Source organism: Microbispora sp. NPDC046933 (genome assembly GCF_040644635.1).
Classification (GTDB): Bacteria; Actinomycetota; Actinomycetes; order Streptosporangiales; family Streptosporangiaceae; genus Microbispora.
This window is the reverse complement of sequence record NZ_JBEYWW010000001.1, coordinates 83,350-102,108: the sequence shown is the minus strand read 5'-3', so window position 1 is coordinate 102,108 and position 18,759 is coordinate 83,350. Positions and strand designations below refer to the sequence as shown.

The following is an 18,759-nucleotide window of genomic DNA, read 5'->3' as shown; positions in this document are numbered from 1 at the left end:
CCGATGGGACGATGTGGCACGCTCGCGGTGCTGACCTTTACGCTGCGTGAATCCACCCCCATGCCGCGCTTTGGCGGCGTTCCTCCTGGAAGCGAGTGATCGCCAGGACGACCGCGATGGCCAGGACGGCCGTGCCGATGGTCAGGACGTTGCCGACGATGTCGAAAACGGCGGCATCCCGAATGTCCGGCAGTTCCTCGGCATTCGCGTACCTCCGGTTCACCACTCTGGTCGCCAATGTAGTGACCAACCACGCCAGCCACCAGGCCCAGACCAGGCCGGAACGCCGGGCGGTCGCGAGATTTCCGGTCTCTTCGATCGCGCCGGGCTTGGAGGATGTCCAAATGTCGTCGACGATTTGTTTCGGAAACCAGAAGCTGACGATCGGCACGATCCACCCGAAGATCAACCAGGGCCTGGCGCGCCGGTGCGGCCACGGGCTCAGCGTCTCGGCGTTCGCGCGGGCCCGGAACAGCCAGACCAGGAACATGACGGCGGTGGCGACGTAGACGACGGTCTCCACCAGCCCGGACAGGCCGTACAGCGCGTCACTGGTCTCGAGATCGCCGATGGGGACGGAGTCCGTGTCGGCCAAGAACCTGTCGACGAGCGCGGCCCGCTGCGCGTCGATGGCGGAGGCGAACACGCACACCGCGGAATCGACGGCCAGCATCACGACGGCGGCCGTCCCCAGACTCCGTATCGGACGCAGAGGCATAGGCGGTGGTGTGGGGTACACGAAAGACTCCTCGAAATAGGGTGACGAGTCATTGTCCGAGGCTTATGTGGACTTTATTCTCCGTGTTTCTCATCTGGAATGGTTTTGTGATCGCGTTGGGATCGGTGATTCCGTGCCGGGCGAATTCGTTACCCGCTAGGTTGTCGGCGTGGAAGCACAGGTTCACGGCGGATCGGTGCATTACGTCGAGTGCGGCAGCGGAACCCCCGTGGTGGCGTTGCACGGAGCGGGGGTCGACCATCGGGAGATGGTCGGCGCCTTGGAGCCGGTGTTCCGTGACCGGCCTGGTTGCCGGCGCGTCTACCCGGATCTGCCCGGCATGGGGCGCACTCCGGTGCCGGACTGGTTCCGTGGCTGCGAGGATGTCCTCGATCTCTTACTGGGCCTGGTCGACGCTGTCGTCTGCGACGAGGAGTTCGCGGTCGTCGGCCACTCCTTCGGCGCGTACCTGGCCAGGGCCGTCGCCGACCGGCGCCCGGCTCAGGTCGCGGGGCTGGCGCTGATCTGTCCCCTCGGCGAGGAGGCGCGGGACGTGCCCCCACACGCGGTGCTGCACGCCTCGGTCGACGTGGCCGATGTTCTGGACCCGGCCGAGCAGGCCCAGTTCCGGGACTACTTCGTGGTGCAGACGCCTGACACGCTCAGGCGGTTCCAGGAGCACGTGGCTCCGGCCCTGCCCCTCGTCGACCGGGACGGCCTCGGGCGGATGTTCGAGAGGTGGCGGCTGAGCAGCACTTCCGCGTACACGGGCCCGACTCTGATCGTCGCCGGGCGCCAGGACGCCACCGTGGGGTACGCCGGTGCGTGGGAGCTGGTGGGGCGGTATCCGCGCGCCACGTTCGCCGTCCTGGACCGGGCCGGCCACGCGCTGCCGCACGAACAGCCCGGCCTGTTCCGCGCGCTCGTCGCCGAATGGCTCGACCGGGTGGACGAGCATCGCGCCGCATGAGCACGCGGGCGGCTCACGGATTCGGCGGGTACGGATCGCTGCGCAGCCTGCTGTACATCCAGCCGTCGCGCCACTGACCGGCGCGGAACTCCACCGCGCGCAGGACGCCCTCCAGCCTGAATCCGGCCTTCTCCAGCGACTTCTGCTCCGCGATGTTCTCCGGATGGGTGGCCGCCTGGATGCGCTCGACCGGCGTGTGGGTGAACAGGTAGTCGCACAGCATCGCCTGAGCGCGCCAGCCGATGCCGCGCCCACGCCAGTCCGGCAGCAGAGCGATCCCTGTCTCCCAGTATCGGGAGACCCCGAACCCTCGGGCCGACCAGCTCACCAAGCCCGCGGCCGTGCCGTCGACCTCGACGATGAGCCTGCTGTCGTCCTCGCCCAGGTAGCCGTCCTTGGCGAAGCGACGTGCCGGTGCCTGGGCGTCGCGAAACCCGGCCCAGTCCAGGCCGATCAATCCCGGTTCCGTGGCGAAACGCCGGAACATGGCGAGATCGCCCTCCGTCACCGGCCGCAGCCGCACCTCAAGCGCACTCACCGCGCCACCTCCTCCTTTTGCCCGTCAAGATCGTGTCATCACTCCGGCTCCCATGTCTGCCGAGATAGGGGCCGGCCCTTCTCCGACGGTCGTCGTGACGGCCAGCGCCAAGCTCAAGGAGCTCCTCGACGCGGCCGAGCGGGGTCGAAGTGCGGCCGTTCGTCATGGTGTCCAAAGTGCTGTAGTGGTCGACGGCGAGCGCCTTCGCCGCATCCTGGCCAGAGGATGCCCGTCCAACGCCCAGGTGGTGGCTGAGGATGGAGGGTGGTCGGTCTTCATTCCCGGATTGCCGGTCGCCGCGGACGGGCGGACGTTCGACGAGGCCATCGACGAGATGATCGACACACTTCGGGAGTATGCCGCGGACTGGCAGGATCACCTGTTGGACGCGGCCAGGGGCCCGGCAGCGGTAGTCGCCGCTTAGGTTCTGCGGGCACAGGATCCTTCAGCTCAGGGGGTGTGCGGCCAAGAACGCGACTGCATCTTCATTGGTCGCGAGCCACTCGTCGCAGGCGGCCCACTCTTTGCGTTCGGTTCTCGCGTCCGAGAGTGCGACGTACGCGACGGCCGGGCGGCTGCAGGAGTCTTTACCGTGTGCGCTGCATTTGCCTTGCGCACCATCAGTGGACGGATTCCGGAACAGACGCGCATCCCACCGCTGGATGTCGAGGATTTTTGAGGTCATTCGCGGCATGCCGCCCAGTTTGATCAATCCGGGGGACGGCGAGCAAGGGTTTTCCGACTGGATCAGGCAGCGGGGCAGCGGTAGGCGGCGTGGCGGTTGGGGGAGCAGCAGACCACGCCGCAGGTGAGGAATCGGCCGCCGGTGAGCCAGATGCCCCACTGCACGTCCACGCCGTTGGTGAGCGCCTCGCGGGCGGTCTCCAGCCGCAGGTCCAGGCCGATCCGGGCTTCGTCGGCCGGGTGGAGAAAGGAGCCCTCGGCCGTACGGTAGCGGTCGGCCAGCCACGCGAGCGCGTCGTCGAGCGAGGCCGGAGAGGCATCGATCCGGCGGGCCGGCTTCAGCAGCCAGTCGCACGTTCGCATCGGCGGCAGCGGGGAGCTCGTGAACGGACCGGGGTCGGCGGGCGGCAGCGGCGGTCGCCGCTCGGCCTCGTTGCGCAGCTCTTCCCCGATCCCGCTCCACACGTAGCAGTGCAGGTGCATGACGCTCCGTACAGTGGGGGTGGCCCCTGCCTGGTGCGAGCGGGCAGGGGCCACCGTGCTCCTACAGTGTGGTCAGGCCGGCCGCGCGAAGCTCGGCACCGGTGAACCGGAGAGTCCCGGCATCCGGGTTCTTGCTGTCACGCAGGGCGAACGCGTCGGCCTCGCCCGGAATCGGGGCCAGCTCGACGCAGGACTCCATGTCCTCTTCTTGCTGGTTGCCGCCGCACAGCCGCCGGAAGCGCACTCCGGCGAGGTCGCGGTCGTACAGGTCCATCGCGTTCCTTCCTGTTGGTGATCCCGCCTCGGACGGTTCGCCGGGCGGGCGTCTTGCGGGCTTCAGCGAGCGCGGCCGAGCAGCAGGTCCAGCCACATCCGGCGCGCCCGTGCGTCGGGCAGGCGCTCGGTCTCCCGGACCTCCGGCGTGTTGGCGGTTCTGTCCGTACGGCGGACGAACAGCAGCCCGCCGGACGCGCACAGCTCGTAGGCCAGTGGCGAGCAGTGGTCGCAGGTGTGGGCGACGACCCGGGCCCGGACACTGCGCCGGGTCTCGCGCATCCACCGGATCGCGACGTGCCCCGGCCGCTCCGGAGCCACATGCAACCCGGGACAGGCGGACTCGGGCTGGGTCACAGCTTCGAGCGCCCGGAGCGCGGACGCTCGGAGGCCAGATACGCCACCACTCACTGGGGCAAGAACCCTGCGGCGAGATCCTCCTGGTCGCGGAGCTGCGCAACGAGTTGGTCGGCGTCGTCAGCGTCGATGGTGTGGCTCAGCCCGTGACTCAACTGCGCGTCAGTGAGCCGCTGATTGCGCGTGGCCCATAGGCGGTTCGCTGAGCTCCGCCAGATCGTCCAGCGAGGGAACGCTGCCTGCAGATCCTCAAAGGTTGTCGTCGTGGACATGGCGACAGGGTGACGTACTGTGTCAGGGCGTTTACACTGCGTTCTCGGGACGTGCGGGACGTTTCGCGTTACCGTCTGGATACGTCCTCAACGTCCTCCCGATTGGAGGTCGCCGATGACCAATCACTCTCTACGCCAGGCCATGTCCAGTGCGAGACTTACCGAAAGGGATCTCGCGCTGCGGTGTGAGGTGGACGTTAAGACGGTGTCCCGCTGGCTGGCTGACGAGGCACGCGTGCCGCACCCACGTCATCGGTGGGCCGCTGCCGAAGCGTTGGGAGTGGATGAGTCCGTGTTATGGCCTGAGGCGATAAGGAACACGGTCAAGACTGGACCCGATCGGGAAGTCGTGTCGGTCTACCCCTACCGGTCAGCCTGCCCGAAGAGCGTATGGCGGGCGCTGATCACCGACGCGAAGTCGACAATCACGCTGGCCGGATACACGAACTACTTCCTCTGGTTGGAGCACCCCAATCTGGCGAAGGTGCTCAAGCGCAAGGCTGAGCAGGGATGCCGCATCCGCTTCCTGATCGGCGACCCCGACAGCGAGGTAACCCGCCGACGCGAGGAAACAGAAGCGGTCCCGCTCACGGTGTCCACTCGCATCCGGATCACGCTGGCCGAACTCGACCAGCTCAAGGACGTGCCCGGCATCGAGGCGCGTTTCGGTGACGAGCACATCGCCCTGTCGGCGTTCCAGTTCGACGACGAGATGCTCGTCACCCCGCACCTGGCCAAGCTGGTCGGCCACGACTCGCCGCTGTTGCACCTCAAGCGCCAGCAGGACGACGGCCTCTACGACCGCTTCGCGTACCACGTCAACGAACTGTGGTCAGCCGGCCGAGAAATATGGCGGCAGATGTAGCGCGATACGTTCCCCTGCTTGTCGCTAATCGCATGACCGTGGAGAACTGGCTACATCTAGTCCTTGGTCCAGCACTCTCGATGGTAAGCAACGTGCCTAAGATCAATTTTGTGGTTCTTGTGCACGCGCAGCTGACTTACTGCTTGGCCAGTTAATGCATCCATAACATGTAGATCGTCCGTAAGGTAGATGGCGCCGTTATCGAAGCGTACATGGTCGTTCGGGCATAGGCAGAGGAGATTTTCCGGTACATCGGGACCATGGTGAGGCTGCCCCAGGCCGCGTATGTGAGCACCTTCGCTATACAGGCCTCCCTCTACTTGTATGGCAAGTCCGCAGACCTGGCATTCATGGGAGTACCAGGACTTAACGATGTGCGCGATCATGCTATTTCGCACGATGCGCTGTATGACCGAGGTAGTTACCGGAGCGGGCCCGACGGCATACTGATCAATCGACGCAGGACTGGTGAATTCTGGTGTCGATATTTCCCCATCTTCGAGCTTGACCAGGCGGAACTGCCAGACGCGAAAGCCGTCCACCCCCATCTTGGCCCAATGGCTTTCCACTCGATAGAGTCCGTCGTATCGATAGCCCGAACTTGGTGCGAATGGCGACTGGTGATGCCGCTTGTTGTGACGTCCTCGTATGACGCGTACCGGCAGTCCCTCTAATTCACTGCGAACGAGAGCGGCATTTCCTGAGTCGGTTAACTCTTGATCTCGAATCTGGCGCCCAGTATTTGGGTCGCGTCCCCCATGTCCAGTGTAAATAATGATTTCCCCGTAGTCCGCATCGTCTATGTATCCGCCAGATACTACGATTGCGTCCGCTCCGGTTTTGGCGTTGCCGGATATGCCTGCCATGTTCTGCGAGTGCAGGCCGGCAATTCGAAGTTCTTCTCTGTTCTTGAATGGTGAGCCTGTGGGGTAACCCGCGATGTGTCCGAACTGTACTGCCATGCTGCAACATGATGGCATATGGAGTAACTACAAGAGTGCCTTAGCCCGATTTGTGGTCATATAGGCATATATGAGCGCAACGCCTATTGGTTGGAGTGCTTCCGCGGGAACGTCGGGCAGGTGCCGGTATGAGCTCCTCGTCCCGAAACTAGGGCGTCAGGTGGTGAGGGCTGTCACCTGAACATCCATCTCCAGTCGAGTGCTACTTGAGCGGTCGCTTAAATCGGCCTACCCTCCATTTTGAGCAACCGCTCAAGACGGCGGAGGGTGCGTGTGGGTCGGTTCGTGTACGTCGAGGGCTTGATTCGGGCTGACATGGATGCCCTTTGGGGGCTCACACAGCGGCCTGAGCTGCATCAACGTTGGGATCTGCGGTTCACGGAGATCGACTACTTGCCGCGTGCCGACGATGAGCCGCAGCGGTTCCGGTACGCCTTTCGGCTGCTGCCCGGGCTGGTCATCACCGGCACTGGTGTCACAACAGGGGATCGTCACGACACTGACGACAGGACGTCGGCGCTGCGCTTCGCCTCGGGACACCCGCTCTCGCTGATCCGCTCAGGCTCCGGCTACTGGCGGTACGTCCCCACGAGCGACGGTGTTCGCTTCATCACCCGGTACGGCTATCGCCCGGGCTGGGGCAAGGCCGTCGACCTCGTGTTCCGGCCGCTTATCGGCTGGGCGACGGCCTGGTCCTTCGACCGGCTCCGCCTCTGGTTGGAGACCGGCCAAACGCCCGAGCGATCCCTCTGGCAGGCCCTCGCCGAACTCTCCCTGCGCACCCTCGTCACCGCCACGGCCGTCGCGGCGGCCCCGCCGACAGCCGCCGTCCTGGTCGCGGCGCTGGCGGTCCTTCTGCCGCCGCTCCCGTCAACCCCTGCGGCCCGCCGCTGCCTGCGCCGCCCGCCCAACAGCCAGGCGACAAAAGCCCCGCACACCCTGATGGAGACACCATGACCTCGATCTTCGAACGCGCACTCGGCGCCGACTTCGCCCGGCTGCACCCGCAACTGCAACGACGCTTCGGCGTCAGCGTCACCGACGGGCGGGCCTGCGTCGGCACGGGGGTGATGGAGCACATCTGGCACGCGGGCTTCACCCGGCCGTTCCTCGCCCTCGGCGGAACCCGCAACATCCTGGTTCCCGAGCAGGGCCGGCAGGTGCCGTTCACCATCGAGAACTACCCGTACGTCGACTCGTACGGGCGGGAGACGGTCACCTTCGTCCGGACCTTCGACCTGCACGGCCACCGCAGACGCTTCGACGCCCAGATGGTGTACGACCTCGAAAGAGACGGCATCGTCGACTACCTGGGCTCGCACCAGCATCTGGCCGTGGACCTGCACTTCCACGTGGACGAGCGCGGGGGCCTGGTCATCCGCTCGGACGGGTTCCGCCTGCACGAGGGCTGGCTCTCGTGCAGACTGCCAAAAGTGGTCACGGGAACGGCCGTCGTCAGGGAGTCGTACGACGACGAGGCGGGGGAGTTCCGCGTCGGGGTCACGGTCTCTCACCACAGGCTGGGGCCCATGTTCGGCTATTGGGGCGCATTCAACGCCCGGTACGTCGACGTCACCGAGCACGGCGTGCCCGCCACCCTGAAGCCGCGGCGCGAAGAGGCACGCCTGTGAAATCAGCGCAACGGGGGGACGGCGTTGCGAGCGCGTTCGAGAGCCAGGGCGGGCCACCAGGTGCCGCCGACGGGGTCCACCTGGTGATGCACGGGATCCTCCGGCCCGGGGCCGCCCCGGAGGCACCGGCCGCTGGACTGGCCGGGATCGCGGATCCACAGGAAGGCGTCGGCCAGCTCGTTTCCCGTGTCGGTGGTCGGGCGGGGGCCGACGCCGCGGCCAGGAGGATTGCACCACAACTGGGGGTCGGCGTACTTGCCCTCGGGAGCCTTCCACACGCCCCTGCCGTTGCGGCTGGTGTCGATGACGAAGTGCGTCAGCGGTGCGTCGGCCGGCACGGCGTCGATGTCGGCACCCGCACACGTGCTTCCACCCTTGGCAGTGACGAGGTAGACGCAGCGGGAGAGCTTCTCCCCATACCGGAGGAGGCTGTCGGTGTGCTGGAAGTCCGAGCTGTTCAGATAGAAGCCGTCGGCCCGCCCTACCGCGGCCTTGACGAGCCGATCGGCGATGTCGGCGACGGACTCGGGCCAGCCCTGGATGCCGCCATCGAGGTACACGGCCGTGTGCGGCAGCGCCCCCAGGCGGTCCACGGCGTAGCCGAGTTCGCGGTAGCGCTCGGCGGTCCCCGCCGTGCCGCCTGCCTCGCAGTTGTCGGTGCCGGGCACTTTGGTCAGGCTGTTCGGTTCGAGTACGACCACCGCCCGGCCCGTGCCGATGCCGGCCGCGACCTGGTCGATCCAGTCCTTGTACGTCCGCTCGTTCGGCGCCCCGCGATCGGAGCAGTCTGTCAGGGGGATGTAATCCGTGAGGAACACCGGTGTGGCATCGTGGGCCGCGGCGAGCCGCATCGTGGACCTGACCGTGTCCTCGACCTCGGTGGCCGGTCCGCTCAGGTTCACCGAGTGTGGCACCGCGGCAAGGGCGCGCATCAGCGCGGCGTCGGCCTTCCTGCCCTGCGTGTCCCAGGCGTCCGCCTGGCGCTGCGGGTCGGGCTCCTGCTTGTACGCGAACCGTACGCCGGGCTCGCGCAACGGATTGCCACCCGTGTCGGCGGGGGAAGTCGACGGAAGAGCGGCGGCCAGGGTGGCCGTTGAGGGGGCCGCCGACGTGGCCCCCGATGTGGCGGACGAGCCGGACGAGGGCGAGCCCGACGAGGTGCCGAGCCAGGCGGCGGCCACCACCGCGACCACGGCCAGCGCGCCCGCCCCGGTCCCGATCATCAGGCTGCGGCGGCGTCTCCCACCACTCCCGGGCAGAGTGGCGACGGACGGTGCCGTGGAACCGGTGAGCGTGTCGAGAATGTCCTGCACGGTCGGCCGTTCGGCCGGGTTCTTGGCCAGAGCGCGGGCGACCAGCGTGCCGAGTGGTCCGTCGAGGCCGGTCAGGTCGGGCGCCCCGTTGACGACCCGGTTGAGCACGACGGGGAGCGATCCGTGCCCGAAGGGGGCGTGGCCCGTGCCGGCGTAGGTGATCGTGCTCGCCCAGGCGAAGACGTCCGAGGCGGGTGTGAGCGGGCCGCCCTCGAACTGCTCGGGCGACATGAACGAGGGTGTCCCGACGACCGCGCTGCTCATGTGTCCGGCCATGTCGGTCAGGTGGGCGACGCCGAAGTCGATGACTTTGGGGCCGATGGGGGACAGCAGGACGTTGCCGGGTTTGAGGTCGCGGTGGATGATGCCGGCGGCGTGGATGGCCCGCAGGGCGGTCGCGATGCTGACGGCGAGCCCGTCCAGGCTGGAGCCGCGTAGCGGGCCGTCGCGTTCGACGGCCTCCCTCAAGGTCGGCCCGGGGACGTACTCGGTGACCAGATAGACCGTTTCGCCGTCCACCGCGTCATCCACCTGGGCGTCCAGGACGGCGGCGGTGCAGAAGCGGGCGACTCGTTTGGCGGCCTCCACCTCGCGGCGGAATCGGCGGCGGAAGTCGGGGTCGGCGGCGATCGTGTGGTGGAGCAGTTTGACCGCCACGCGCGTGCCGTCGGGTGCCTCGCCCAGGTAGACGGTGCCCATGCCGCCCTCGCCCAGCCTGCGCACCAGCCGGTACGGCCCCACCTGGTGCGGGTCACCTGCCCGCAGGCCTGACTCAGGCTGCCCGGGTAAGCCCCCCGCCTCGCTGCCGCCGTTCACATCGCCCCCGTTGGGATGTCCGGAAGGTCAGGTCACTACGGATCTTATTGACCGCCACCGGGCGGGGCCATTGCAGAACACGTGCCACTACGGTGAAGCGGCGAAGAGGAACGAAGGGGGAGACGATGGGCGACACCCGTACGCGGCTGCTTGAAGGCGCCCTGGAGACGCTGCGGACCCAGGGCATCGCGGGGGCCTCGGCGCGGGCGATCGCCACCGCCGCCGGGGTGAACCAGGCGCTTGTCTTCTATCACTTCGGCACGGTCGACGACCTCCTCGCCGCGGCCCTGCGGCACGGGTCGGAACAGCGGGTGGCCGTCTACCGGGCCCGGTTCGCGGCCGTGAACACCCTGAGGGAACTGCTCGACCTCGGCCGTTCGCTGCACGCCGACGAGCGCGAGGCGAGGAACCTCGCCGTGCTCGCCCAGATGCTCGCGGGCAGTCAGATGGACGACAAACTCGCCCCCGCCACCGCGGCCGGCCTCGGCATGTGGGTCATCGAGATCGAGGAGGTCCTCAACCGGGTCTTGGCCGGCACCCCGCTGGCGGAGTTCGTGGACGTGGCCGGGCTTGCCCGCGCCACCGCCGCCGCCTTCGTCGGCCTCGAACTGTACGAGGGCGTCGACCCGGACGGCGCGGAGCGCGCGTTCGACAGCCTGGAGCAGCTCGCCGGCCTGGTCGCCGTTCTCGATGACATGGGCCCGCTCGTCCGGCGTACCGTACGCGCCCGCCTCCGCAAGGCCGACTCCGGCGAGAAGTGAGTCAGCGCAGCGGGGGGACGGCGTTGCGAGCGCGGTCGAGAGCCAAGGTGGCCCACCAGGTGCCGCCTTGGGGGTCGACCTGGTGATAGACGGGGTCCTCGGGACCGTGGCCACCCCGGGTGCACTGGCCGTTGGACTCCTCGGGGGCGCGGAGCCACAGGAACGCGTCGGCCAGCTCGCTGCCCGTGTCGGTGGTCGGGCGAGGGCCGACGCCCCGGCCCGGAGGGTTGCACCAGATCTGCGGGTCGGCGTACTTGCCCTCCGGCGGGATCCATCCGCCCTTGCCGTTGCGGCTGGTGTCGATGACGAAGTGAGTCAGCGGCGCCCCGGCGGGCACCGCGTCGATCTCGGCGCCGGTGCAGGTGCTCCCGCTGTCGTTCATCTTCAGGTAGAGGCAATGGGAGAGGCTTTCCCCATACCTGAGAAGCTCGTCGGTCTCCTGGAAGTCCGGGACGTTCAGGTAGAAGCCGTCGGCTCGCCGCACCCCGGCCTTCACGAGCCGGTCGGCGATCTCGACCAGGCTGGGCCAGCCCTTGATGCCGCCGTCGAGATACACGGCCGTGTGCCGGAGCTTCCCCAGGCGGTTCACCGCGTACGAGAGCTCACGGTAGCGCTCGGCCGCGCCCGCCTTGCTCCCCTGTGAGCAGCTGTTCGAGCCGGGAAGCCTGGTCAGGCTGTTCGGTTCCAGCACGACCACCGCCCGCGCCGAGCCGATCGCCTTCGCCACACGGTCGATCCAGTCACGGTAGGACCGCTCGTCCGGCTCTCCCCACTGAGAGCAGTCCTTCATCGGCACGTGATCGGTCACGAACACGGGAACGGCGTGACGGGCGGAGGCCACCCGTACGGTGGACGCGACCGTGCGCCCGGCCTCGGCGGCAGGCAGGTTCAGGTTCACGGAATGCGGCACCGCGGCCAGGGCGCGCATCAGCGCCGCGTCCGCCTCCTTGCCCTGCGCGCTCCAGACGCTCGCCTGGCGCTGCGCGTCGGGATCCCGCCGGTACGCGAGCCGTACGCCGGGCTCCCGAAGCGGGTTGCCGCCGCTGCCCGTCGGAGCCGGGGACGTGGCCGGGGCGGTAGGCGTACCGGTCGAGGCCGGCCCACCAGTGGCCACCACAGCGGAGTGCGTGGAGGTGGCAGAGGAGGTCGCGAACGCCGAGGCACGCGTGTCGCCGTCGGTGGGCCACAGGGCGACCACCGTCGCGATCACCGCCAGCCCGGCGAATCCGGCCCCGGCCCCGGTCAGCAGCCTCCGGCGGCGTTTCCCGCCTCCCGGCAGCGTCGTGGCCGACGACTCCACCACCGATGACTCCACGGCCGGGGACGAGCCGGTGAGGGTGTCCAGGATGTCTTGTACGGTCGGGCGTTCGGCGGGGTTCTTGGTCAGGGCGCGGGCGACCAGCGTGCCGAGTGGCCCGTCGAGGCCGGTCAGGTCGGGTTCTCCGTTGATGACCCGGTTGATGACGACGGGGAGCGGGCCGTTGCCGAAGGGGGCGCGGCCGGTGCCGGCGTACGCGACCGTGCCAGCCCAGGCGAAGACGTCCGAGGCGGGTGTGAGGGGGCCGCCTTCGAACTGTTCGGGGGACATGAACGAGGGTGTGCCGACGACGGCGCTGCTGTGGGTGGCGGTGTCGGTCAGGTGGGCGACGCCGAAGTCGATGACTTTGGGGCCGATGGGGGACAGCAGGACGTTGCCGGGTTTGAGGTCGCGGTGGATGATGCCGGCGGCGTGGATGGCGCGCAGGGCGGTGGCGATGCTGACGGCGAGGCCGTCGAGGCTGGAGCCGCGTAGCGGCCCGTCGCGTTCGACGGCCTCCTTGAGGTTCGGCCCGGGGACGTACTCGGTGACCAGATAGACCGTCTCGCCGTCCACCGCGTCATCCACCTGGGCGTCCAGGACGGCGGCGGTGCAGAAGCGGGCGACCCGTTTGGCGGCCTCCACCTCGCGACGGAATCGGCGGCGGAAGTCGGGGTCGGCGGCGATCGTGTGGTGGAGCAGCTTGACCGCCACGCGCGTGCCGTCGGGTGCCTCGCCCAGGTAGACGGTGCCCATGCCGCCCTCGCCCAGCCTGCGCACCAGCCGGTACGGCCCCACCTGGTGCGGGTCACCGGTACGCAGGTCGGCGGGGTGCCACGGCGGGCCGGACTCGTGCCCGTCGCCGAAACCGCGTAAGCCTCCCGCCCCGCTGCCGCCGTTCGCCCCAGAATGCGACATCACTCGCCCCCGCTGGAATGCCCTCGACAGATCAGTAAGGATCCTATTGACCACCGCCGGGCGCGGCCATCGGCCAGCACGGGGGGCCGCTCAGCGGTCGCGGCGGCCGTTCTCCCGGTCGGCGTCGTCCTTCCCGCCGTGGTCGAGGCCGAGTCCAGCCCCACATGATCCAGGCCACCGGGATCGTGGCCGCGCCCCAGGCCCCGAGCCGCAGCGAAGCACGGACGACCGCTCTCAATCGGGCGGTGGGCGAGAGCCGCCGGCTCTCATAGTCGGCCCACTGCCGGTCCCGCAGAGCGGAGGCGGAGTCCAGCACGGTCGTCATCCGCTGGTTCTGCCGTCGACTGCCGCCTGGTGACGCTGCTGTTCCGCCTGGGCCGCGGCGAAAGCGGTGAAGTCGGCGCGAACGAGCCATCCGATAGGGGTATCCGAGCCGCCATCCCGCGCGCGCAACCAGTCGTACCACTCGATCTCACCGGTGGGGGGTGGCGCCGCACGCTCGCAGCCGGCGCGCAACCACGTCCTGCTCTCCGAGTAGGGCAGAAGGGCCGCCAACAGCAGCCCGCGCGCCCCGCTCTCGGCCCATTCCCGAACTTCGGGCGGCAGTCCGGGAGCCTGAGCGGCCAACTGCCGCCACGAATCCCAGACCTGGTCCCAGGCCCGTTGCGTTCCTCGCAGCGCGCTCAGCACCGTGAACCCGGAGAGGGCGTCCAATAAGCCGCCCTCGCAGAGGTCGCGGTAGAGCTCCCATTCGGGGCCGCTTTCTCGCAGACGACCGATCCTGAGTGCCTCGGAAAGCGACTCCCGCGTCACAACCGTTCCTCGCCATACGGCTTCTCCCTCCGGATCGAGCCAGCCCAGCAGGTGAAGCAGCTTCAGGTCAGCCGGGAGTCTGTCGTCTCGGAGCCGATGGTCGACGAGTTCGATCTGGGCGGTCAGGTCGTCGGCGGTGAGACCGTCGAGCTCGTGCAGCCAGACGAGAAGGCCGAGCCAACCATCGGAAGGTGCGCCCGTTGTGGCCTCGGATCGCCGACGGCGCCGCGCCCCGCGATCACTGAGAGGCGCTACTGGACGCAGAGAGCGGACACGGTCACATCGTAGATGTACCAGCTTCCAGTAGGAGTTACGTACACGTAGTTCACGCCGGTCGTCTGGTAGCCGGTGCAGTCGGCTCCGGCCGCGAGAATGGCGGCGCGGGCCGCTGCCGCGCCGTTCTGCGTCGCCGCTGTGGACGTGCTGCCTTCACCGCGAGCCGTCGCGGTGCGCGACACGGTGTAGGAAGGCGGTGGCGGCGCGGGAGCGCACAGGCCGGTCGCGGTTCCGCTGTACTGGTAACCACCTCCGCTTGGTACGACGTACACGAGGGTGGCCGACGAGGTCACGTTCGTGCAGACCTCCCCCAGCTGAGCGGCCATATTGGCGAGAGCGGTACGGGCGCTCGCCTGGGCCGCCGCCGAAGCCGTGGCCTGCGTCTGGCCCCATGCCGTGGAGGTCGCCGTCCGCCAGGTGTCGGCGTGGGCCGCCGCCGGGCTGAGGCCGATCCCCGCCGCGACGAGCGCCACCAGGATCATCAATCGGCCGGCGAACGAAATACGCCGGGATATTCCGTACGGTTCATCGTGCTGAGCCATTCGCGCCTCCTATGAGCGCCTGATGAATAGCGACAGTGCAGGATGTGCTCTGGTCACCGCCTATGGGCACGATCTCGGGGCGCGCGAAGTCATCGTAGATTTGCCGTTTCCCGGCGGCCATCCTCGGCGGCGTGAGCGGCATGGACGTGCTGGTGGGCGCTCTCGGCCGATGAAAGTTTCCGCGCCCTCGTCCCGAGTCCGAAGTCCACGTTCCGGGTTTCCGCCCGCTCGACCGCCAAGCGCTCCAGCTCGCGACGAGCCACCAGCAGGTACGCCGCCAGGACGCGAGACGCCTTCGACAGGCCATACTCGGCGGACAGATCACGGTCGACCTCGTCCCAGTGGGTGCCGACCCCCGCCCCAGCTCCAGCGCGTCCAGCCTGCCCGACATCGGTTCCTCGCGGACCGGAAGGATGTCGTGAAGCCACCCCGCGCCGGTCTCGTTCAGGTTGAACAGTTTGTGTAGTGACGACGTTCGTTCCGGTACTCGCGCCTGCCCATGCCTGCACTCCCTGGGAACGCTCCGACGGAATCAGGCGCAAAAGGGCATCAGCTCGTGAGCGTGTCCGCCAGCAGCTCGCGCAACGCGATCGGCTTACGGCCGAGCAGCTCTCCGAGGGCCGGGCCGACCTCGGCGAACTCTCCCCGGCGGCTGGCCTCGAACATGCCAAGCAGGAACCGGGCCTGCTGCTCGGGAACGCCGCGCGCCACCATGTCCGCGACCCACTCGTCGTCCGGGACCGTCACGCGGGTGATCTCGCGTCCCGTCAGGTCGGAGGCGATCGCGGCGACGTCCGCGAGGTCGAGCGCCTCGGGGCCGGTCAACGGCGGGGTGATCCCGTCGAGCCTGCCCTCCTCGGTCAGCGCGGCGGCGGTCACCTCGGCGAGGTCCGCGTGGGCGGTCCAGGAGACCGGGCCGTCCTTCGGCGCGGCGAGCGTGCCGGTCTCGAGCGCCTGACTCACGAGCTGGATCGCGGTGGTGGCGTAGAAGCCGTTGCGCAGCGCGGTGAACGCGACCCCGGATGCGCGCAGGTCCTGCTCCGTCTCGGCGTGGGACGGCATCGGGAGGAAGGGGGAGGCCGGGTTCGCGCCCATGTGGCTGGTGTAGAGGATCCGCTCGGCGCCCGCGGCCGCGGCGGCCTCGATCGCCGTACGGTGCGGGCGGGCGTCCGCCGGACCGGAGACGATCAACACCTGTGACGCGCCCTCGAACGCGTAGGCCAGGCTCGCGGGGTCGTCGAAGTCGCCCTGCCGGACGCGTACGCCGCGGTCCACGAGGTCTCCGGCTCTCGAAATGTCGCGGACGCTGACGCCGATCCGGTCGGCGGGAACGCGGGCGAGCAGGTGCGCGACGACGCCGCTGCCGAGCTGACCGGTCGCTCCGGTGACGATGATCACGATCCATCTCCTTGCTATCGCTGATAACGGATCAAAGCTAACAGTGAAAATTCGTCGATAGCAAATCGCTGGTATCGTTGGAAACATGAGTGATCCGGAGAGCGAGACCGCCAGTGGCCGTGACAGGACACGGGCGCACATCGTGTCGGTCGCGGCGCGGCTGCTCGCGACCGGCGGCCGTGACGCCCTCTCGACCAGAGCGGTGGCCGCCGCGGCGGGGACGCAGGCGCCGACGATCTACCGCCTGTTCGGCGACAAGGAGGGCCTGCTCGACGCGGTCGCCGAGTATGGCTTCAGTTCATATCTGCAGGACAAGAAGGCGAGCCCGCCCGCCGCCGACCCGGTCGAGGCCTTGCGGGCCGGATGGGACCTGCACGTCGGCTTCGGGCTGGCGAACCCCGCCTTGTTCTCGCTCATGTACGGCGATCCCACGCCGGGACGGCAGTCACCCGCCGCGGCCGCCGCCTTCCGCATGCTGGGAGAGCGCATCCGCGCCATCGCCGCCGCAGGCCGGCTGAAGGTCGGAGAGCGCCTGGCGGCGGACCTCCTGCACGCCGCGGGCTCCGGCACGGTCTTCACGTTGCTCGCCCTCCCCGAGGACCAGCGTGACCCGCGCCTGTCGGAGGTGGCCCGCGACGCGGCGATAGCCGCCATCACCACCGACGCCCCCGTGGTCGAAACCCCCGGACCCGCCGCGGCGGCGATGGCACTGCGCGCCGCGCTGCCGGACGCCGCGGCTCTCACCGACGGGGAACGCCACGTGCTCGGCGAATGGCTCGACCGCCTCGCCGCCGACGGATCCGGCTGAGGCATCGGCGGACAGGCCGGGGTCAGCGGGCCGCGCCGGTCTCGGCGTACTCGACCAGGAGTTCCCGCCGCAGCCGGGTCAGGTACGTCTCGCTGCCGGCGGACGAGCGGCTGTAGCGGTCGATGTCGTGGAGGGTGCGCCAGCCGGGCAGCCGCTTTTGGGTAAGACGCAGGAGACCCATCCCGGCCACGGAGCCGGCGCCGCCGTCGGCGGACCGCAGGATGGCGGGCGCGGAGGCGAGTATGGCGTCCACCTGGGCGAAGCCGTCCTCGACCTGGCGGGTCACCTCGTCTATCGCCTCCTGCCTGGTGCAGCCGGTCTCGTGGCGGAGCACCCTGACCAGGTTGTAGGGAGCGCCGACGGCCTCGTCCTCGTCCAGGGTCCGCAGGTCGTTCTCCGCGAGAGCCGCGGCCGTGGCGACGTCAATCAGTCGCCGGAAGAGCGGATGGTCGCGCACCGCCGGCTCGAACTCCCTGCCGTACGTGATCTCGACGCTGTCCAGGAAGACGGGCGCCCCGGAGCTCCCCAGGCGCAGCGCGAACTGGTCCCGCAGGCTGGGGATGAACCCGCTGAGCCGGTGGCATGCCTCGCGCTCGGCCGCCTCCAGCCATTCCTCGAAGTGACCGAGGGCGCGCGTCCGCCATGAGGGCGGCTGGATGAGGCGGATCCGCTCCCATGCCTGGGCCATGGCCGTGGCGACCGCTCCACCGGCCGGCGGGGTGTCGTCGAGCCCGCGGACGAGGAGGGTGAGCCGGTGCCGCAGCCGGACGATCTCGCCAGGGTCGGCGAGGCCCGGCTCGTCGAAGAGGTCGTCGACGACGGCGATCACCAGCATCCACCGGGCCAGCGTCTCGGCCTGCTCGTCGTCGGCGTCCGGCCAGAACCGCGCGGCGGTCGAGGCCATGGCGTTCCATCGCGGGTGGCGGGCCTCCTCAGGCGTGGCGGCCAGCCCGGTGTCCAGCAACCAGGCGTCCAATCGCTCCTGCACGCGCTCCTTTGCGAGAGCGGGAACGGGAGAGGATGCGGGGGAGGGGGCGGGCACGGTGACGGGTGCCGGGGCGGCCCTTCCGCCGGAACTCATGACCGACCGTACGTAGCCGGCCAGCCCCTCACGTGATCGCGGATCGGCGAGGCCCCGGAGCTGCAGGAGATCGAGCCGCCGGAGAGCCGTCTCCATCTGGGCGTCGGCGACCTGCCGGGCTTCCTCCACGGCTCCGCAGGACAGGACCAACTGCCGCGCGCGCTCGGCATCGGCCGACGTCAGACCGCGGCGCAGCAGCCGGGCGAGCGCGGGTTCGCGGCCCAGGGCCCTGATCACGGGGAGCGTGTAGACGCCTTCCACGATGTCGGAGTTGGCCGGTTTGCCGAGCTCACCGGTCGTCGCGGTCAGGTCGAGGATGTCGTCGCGCACCTGGTAGGCCAGGCCGAGATGCCAGCCGAACCGCGCCAGGTCCTCCTCAGCCTCGGGGTCCCTCCCAGCCTGCATGGCACCCAGCCTGCAGGCCACGGACAGTAACTCGGCCGTCTTGGCGCCGGTCACCTCCAGATAGGCCTCCTCGGTGCGGGAGAGCAGGAAGCGGTCGGCGGTCTCGGCGATCATTCCCGAGCAGGTGCGCTGGGCGGTCTCGGCGACCATCAGGGCCTCACGCCGGCCCAGCTCGGAGAGGATCCGGCTGGCGCTGATGAACAGGAGGTCGCCGGCCAGAACCGCCAGGCGCGCGCCCCACACGATGTTGACGCTCGGCCTGCCTCTGCGCTGCCGCGCGTCGTCGATGACGTCGTCGTGGTAGAGCGATGCCATGTGCAGCAGTTCGACGGCCGCCGCGGCCTTGACGGCGCGGACGTCGGCGGCCCGCCCCGGCCCGGCGAGCACGTAGTACGACAGCAGGGCCAGGGTGGGCCGGATCAGGTGGCGGTGACCGGCCGGCTGCCTGGTCAGCGGGGCCAGCTCGGAGCGGCTCGGCACGTCCGCCATGCCGACGATCTCCCGCACCCGATCCAGGTCGGACTCCAGGGCGGGGAAGGCGCGGGAAACGCTTTCAGGGGTCATGGATGCTCCTGACG

At 69.0% G+C, this 18,759-nt stretch carries 21 protein-coding genes; 7 read left to right on the top strand and 14 right to left on the bottom strand.

The annotated features are described in order from the left end of the window. Positions 1–37: 37 nt before the first annotated feature. On the bottom strand, positions 38–673 hold the full coding sequence (locus tag ABZ857_RS00450; RefSeq protein WP_357036191.1) for a DUF4328 domain-containing protein: 636 nt from the start codon (positions 671–673) through the stop codon (positions 38–40). Positions 674–887: 214 nt separating this feature from the next. Here ABZ857_RS00450 and ABZ857_RS00445 point away from each other — a divergent pair, with 214 nt between their 5' ends. Continuing rightward, entirely contained in the window at positions 888–1,688 is an 801-nt protein-coding gene (locus tag ABZ857_RS00445; RefSeq protein WP_357035111.1) for an alpha/beta hydrolase, read from the top strand. Between the two features lie 13 nt (positions 1,689–1,701). On the opposite strand, the gene ABZ857_RS00440 is transcribed toward ABZ857_RS00445, so the two are convergent. Then, positions 1,702–2,226: a GNAT family protein gene (locus ABZ857_RS00440; RefSeq protein WP_357035108.1), complete on the bottom strand. Its 525-nt coding sequence runs from the start codon at positions 2,224–2,226 to the stop codon at positions 1,702–1,704. A gap of 94 nt (positions 2,227–2,320) precedes the next feature. Here ABZ857_RS00440 and ABZ857_RS00435 point away from each other — a divergent pair, with 94 nt between their 5' ends. Then, complete coding sequence (locus tag ABZ857_RS00435; RefSeq protein WP_357035105.1) at positions 2,321–2,650, top strand: prevent-host-death protein; 330 nt, start codon at positions 2,321–2,323, stop codon at positions 2,648–2,650. Positions 2,651–2,671: 21 nt separating this feature from the next. Here ABZ857_RS00435 and ABZ857_RS00430 read toward each other — a convergent pair whose 3' ends face one another. The 5 genes from ABZ857_RS00430 to ABZ857_RS00410 all read right to left on the bottom strand — a co-directional run bounded on the left by ABZ857_RS00430 (position 2,672) and on the right by ABZ857_RS00410 (position 4,295). Continuing rightward, complete coding sequence (locus tag ABZ857_RS00430) at positions 2,672–2,920, bottom strand: hypothetical protein (RefSeq protein ID WP_357035102.1); 249 nt, start codon at positions 2,918–2,920, stop codon at positions 2,672–2,674. 53 nt (positions 2,921–2,973) lie between these two features. Further along, positions 2,974–3,393, bottom strand: coding sequence for a hypothetical protein (locus tag ABZ857_RS00425; protein ID WP_357035098.1), 420 nt, complete (start codon positions 3,391–3,393; stop codon positions 2,974–2,976). A 61-nt stretch (positions 3,394–3,454) separates the two neighbouring features. Next, positions 3,455–3,667: a DUF397 domain-containing protein gene (locus ABZ857_RS00420; protein WP_079315603.1), complete on the bottom strand. Its 213-nt coding sequence runs from the start codon at positions 3,665–3,667 to the stop codon at positions 3,455–3,457. A 62-nt stretch (positions 3,668–3,729) separates the two neighbouring features. Further along, on the bottom strand, positions 3,730–4,023 hold the full coding sequence (locus ABZ857_RS00415; protein ID WP_357035095.1) for a hypothetical protein: 294 nt from the start codon (positions 4,021–4,023) through the stop codon (positions 3,730–3,732). A gap of 50 nt (positions 4,024–4,073) precedes the next feature. Beyond that, on the bottom strand, positions 4,074–4,295 hold the full coding sequence (locus ABZ857_RS00410) for a hypothetical protein (protein ID WP_357035093.1): 222 nt from the start codon (positions 4,293–4,295) through the stop codon (positions 4,074–4,076). Between the two features lie 205 nt (positions 4,296–4,500). On the opposite strand from ABZ857_RS00410, the gene ABZ857_RS00405 reads away from it, so the two are divergent. After that, positions 4,501–5,160: a DUF5919 domain-containing protein gene (locus ABZ857_RS00405; protein ID WP_357035090.1), complete on the top strand. Its 660-nt coding sequence runs from the start codon at positions 4,501–4,503 to the stop codon at positions 5,158–5,160. Positions 5,161–5,216: 56 nt separating this feature from the next. Here ABZ857_RS00405 and ABZ857_RS00400 read toward each other — a convergent pair whose 3' ends face one another. Next, positions 5,217–6,122: a YDG/SRA domain-containing protein gene (locus ABZ857_RS00400; protein WP_357035087.1), complete on the bottom strand. Its 906-nt coding sequence runs from the start codon at positions 6,120–6,122 to the stop codon at positions 5,217–5,219. 273 nt (positions 6,123–6,395) lie between these two features. On the opposite strand from ABZ857_RS00400, the gene ABZ857_RS00395 reads away from it, so the two are divergent. Continuing rightward, entirely contained in the window at positions 6,396–7,079 is a 684-nt protein-coding gene (locus tag ABZ857_RS00395; protein ID WP_357035084.1) for a hypothetical protein, read from the top strand. Continuing rightward, a complete protein-coding gene (locus ABZ857_RS00390) occupies positions 7,076–7,753 on the top strand; it encodes a DUF4166 domain-containing protein (RefSeq protein ID WP_357035081.1) in 678 nt (225 codons plus the stop codon). Before ABZ857_RS00395 ends, ABZ857_RS00390 begins: the two co-directional genes overlap by 4 nt. A gap of 2 nt (positions 7,754–7,755) precedes the next feature. Here ABZ857_RS00390 and ABZ857_RS00385 read toward each other — a convergent pair whose 3' ends face one another. Continuing rightward, a complete protein-coding gene (locus ABZ857_RS00385; protein WP_357035078.1) occupies positions 7,756–9,807 on the bottom strand; it encodes a glycoside hydrolase family 6 protein in 2,052 nt (683 codons plus the stop codon). 200 nt (positions 9,808–10,007) lie between these two features. Between ABZ857_RS00385 and ABZ857_RS00380 the strand changes: the two genes are divergently transcribed. After that, positions 10,008–10,643, top strand: coding sequence for a TetR/AcrR family transcriptional regulator (locus ABZ857_RS00380; protein WP_357035075.1), 636 nt, complete (start codon positions 10,008–10,010; stop codon positions 10,641–10,643). 1 nt (position 10,644) lies between these two features. Here ABZ857_RS00380 and ABZ857_RS00375 read toward each other — a convergent pair whose 3' ends face one another. The 4 genes from ABZ857_RS00375 to ABZ857_RS00360 all read right to left on the bottom strand — a co-directional run bounded on the left by ABZ857_RS00375 (position 10,645) and on the right by ABZ857_RS00360 (position 15,887). Next, positions 10,645–12,858, bottom strand: coding sequence for a glycoside hydrolase family 6 protein (locus tag ABZ857_RS00375; protein WP_357035072.1), 2,214 nt, complete (start codon positions 12,856–12,858; stop codon positions 10,645–10,647). A gap of 321 nt (positions 12,859–13,179) precedes the next feature. Then, positions 13,180–13,671: a hypothetical protein gene (locus ABZ857_RS00370; protein WP_357035069.1), complete on the bottom strand. Its 492-nt coding sequence runs from the start codon at positions 13,669–13,671 to the stop codon at positions 13,180–13,182. Positions 13,672–13,922: 251 nt separating this feature from the next. Next, entirely contained in the window at positions 13,923–14,489 is a 567-nt protein-coding gene (locus ABZ857_RS00365; protein ID WP_357035066.1) for a hypothetical protein, read from the bottom strand. Positions 14,490–15,038: 549 nt separating this feature from the next. After that, positions 15,039–15,887 carry an SDR family oxidoreductase gene (locus tag ABZ857_RS00360; protein ID WP_357035063.1) on the bottom strand — a complete coding sequence of 283 codons (849 nt, stop codon included), beginning with the start codon at positions 15,885–15,887 and terminating at the stop codon, positions 15,039–15,041. 85 nt (positions 15,888–15,972) lie between these two features. Between ABZ857_RS00360 and ABZ857_RS00355 the strand changes: the two genes are divergently transcribed. Next, the gene (locus ABZ857_RS00355; RefSeq protein ID WP_357035059.1) at positions 15,973–16,695 is read left to right on the top strand and encodes a TetR/AcrR family transcriptional regulator; all 723 of its coding nucleotides are present in this window, start codon (positions 15,973–15,975) and stop codon (positions 16,693–16,695) included. 22 nt (positions 16,696–16,717) lie between these two features. Here ABZ857_RS00355 and ABZ857_RS00350 read toward each other — a convergent pair whose 3' ends face one another. Then, positions 16,718–18,745: a polyprenyl synthetase family protein gene (locus ABZ857_RS00350; protein WP_357035056.1), complete on the bottom strand. Its 2,028-nt coding sequence runs from the start codon at positions 18,743–18,745 to the stop codon at positions 16,718–16,720. Positions 18,746–18,759: the final 14 nt, after the last annotated feature.

Excerpts from the sequence above, each read along its gene's own strand:
- ABZ857_RS00355 (WP_357035059.1), top strand. The coding sequence starts at position 15,973 with ATGAGTGATCCGGAGAGCGAGACCGCCAGTGGCCGTGACAGGACACGG.
- ABZ857_RS00450 (WP_357036191.1), bottom strand. The coding sequence starts at position 673 with ATGCTGGCCGTCGATTCCGCGGTGTGCGTGTTCGCCTCCGCCATCGAC.
- ABZ857_RS00380 (WP_357035075.1), top strand. The coding sequence starts at position 10,008 with ATGGGCGACACCCGTACGCGGCTGCTTGAAGGCGCCCTGGAGACGCTG.
- ABZ857_RS00390 (WP_357035081.1), top strand. The coding sequence starts at position 7,076 with ATGACCTCGATCTTCGAACGCGCACTCGGCGCCGACTTCGCCCGGCTG.
- ABZ857_RS00375 (WP_357035072.1), bottom strand. The coding sequence starts at position 12,858 with ATGTCGCATTCTGGGGCGAACGGCGGCAGCGGGGCGGGAGGCTTACGC.
- ABZ857_RS00410 (WP_357035093.1), bottom strand. The coding sequence starts at position 4,295 with ATGTCCACGACGACAACCTTTGAGGATCTGCAGGCAGCGTTCCCTCGC.
- ABZ857_RS00425 (WP_357035098.1), bottom strand. The coding sequence starts at position 3,393 with ATGCACCTGCACTGCTACGTGTGGAGCGGGATCGGGGAAGAGCTGCGC.
- ABZ857_RS00420 (WP_079315603.1), bottom strand. The coding sequence starts at position 3,667 with ATGGACCTGTACGACCGCGACCTCGCCGGAGTGCGCTTCCGGCGGCTG.
- ABZ857_RS00430 (WP_357035102.1), bottom strand. The coding sequence starts at position 2,920 with ATGCCGCGAATGACCTCAAAAATCCTCGACATCCAGCGGTGGGATGCG.
- ABZ857_RS00350 (WP_357035056.1), bottom strand. The coding sequence starts at position 18,745 with ATGACCCCTGAAAGCGTTTCCCGCGCCTTCCCCGCCCTGGAGTCCGAC.
- ABZ857_RS00365 (WP_357035066.1), bottom strand. The coding sequence starts at position 14,489 with ATGGCTCAGCACGATGAACCGTACGGAATATCCCGGCGTATTTCGTTC.
- ABZ857_RS00400 (WP_357035087.1), bottom strand. The coding sequence starts at position 6,122 with ATGGCAGTACAGTTCGGACACATCGCGGGTTACCCCACAGGCTCACCA.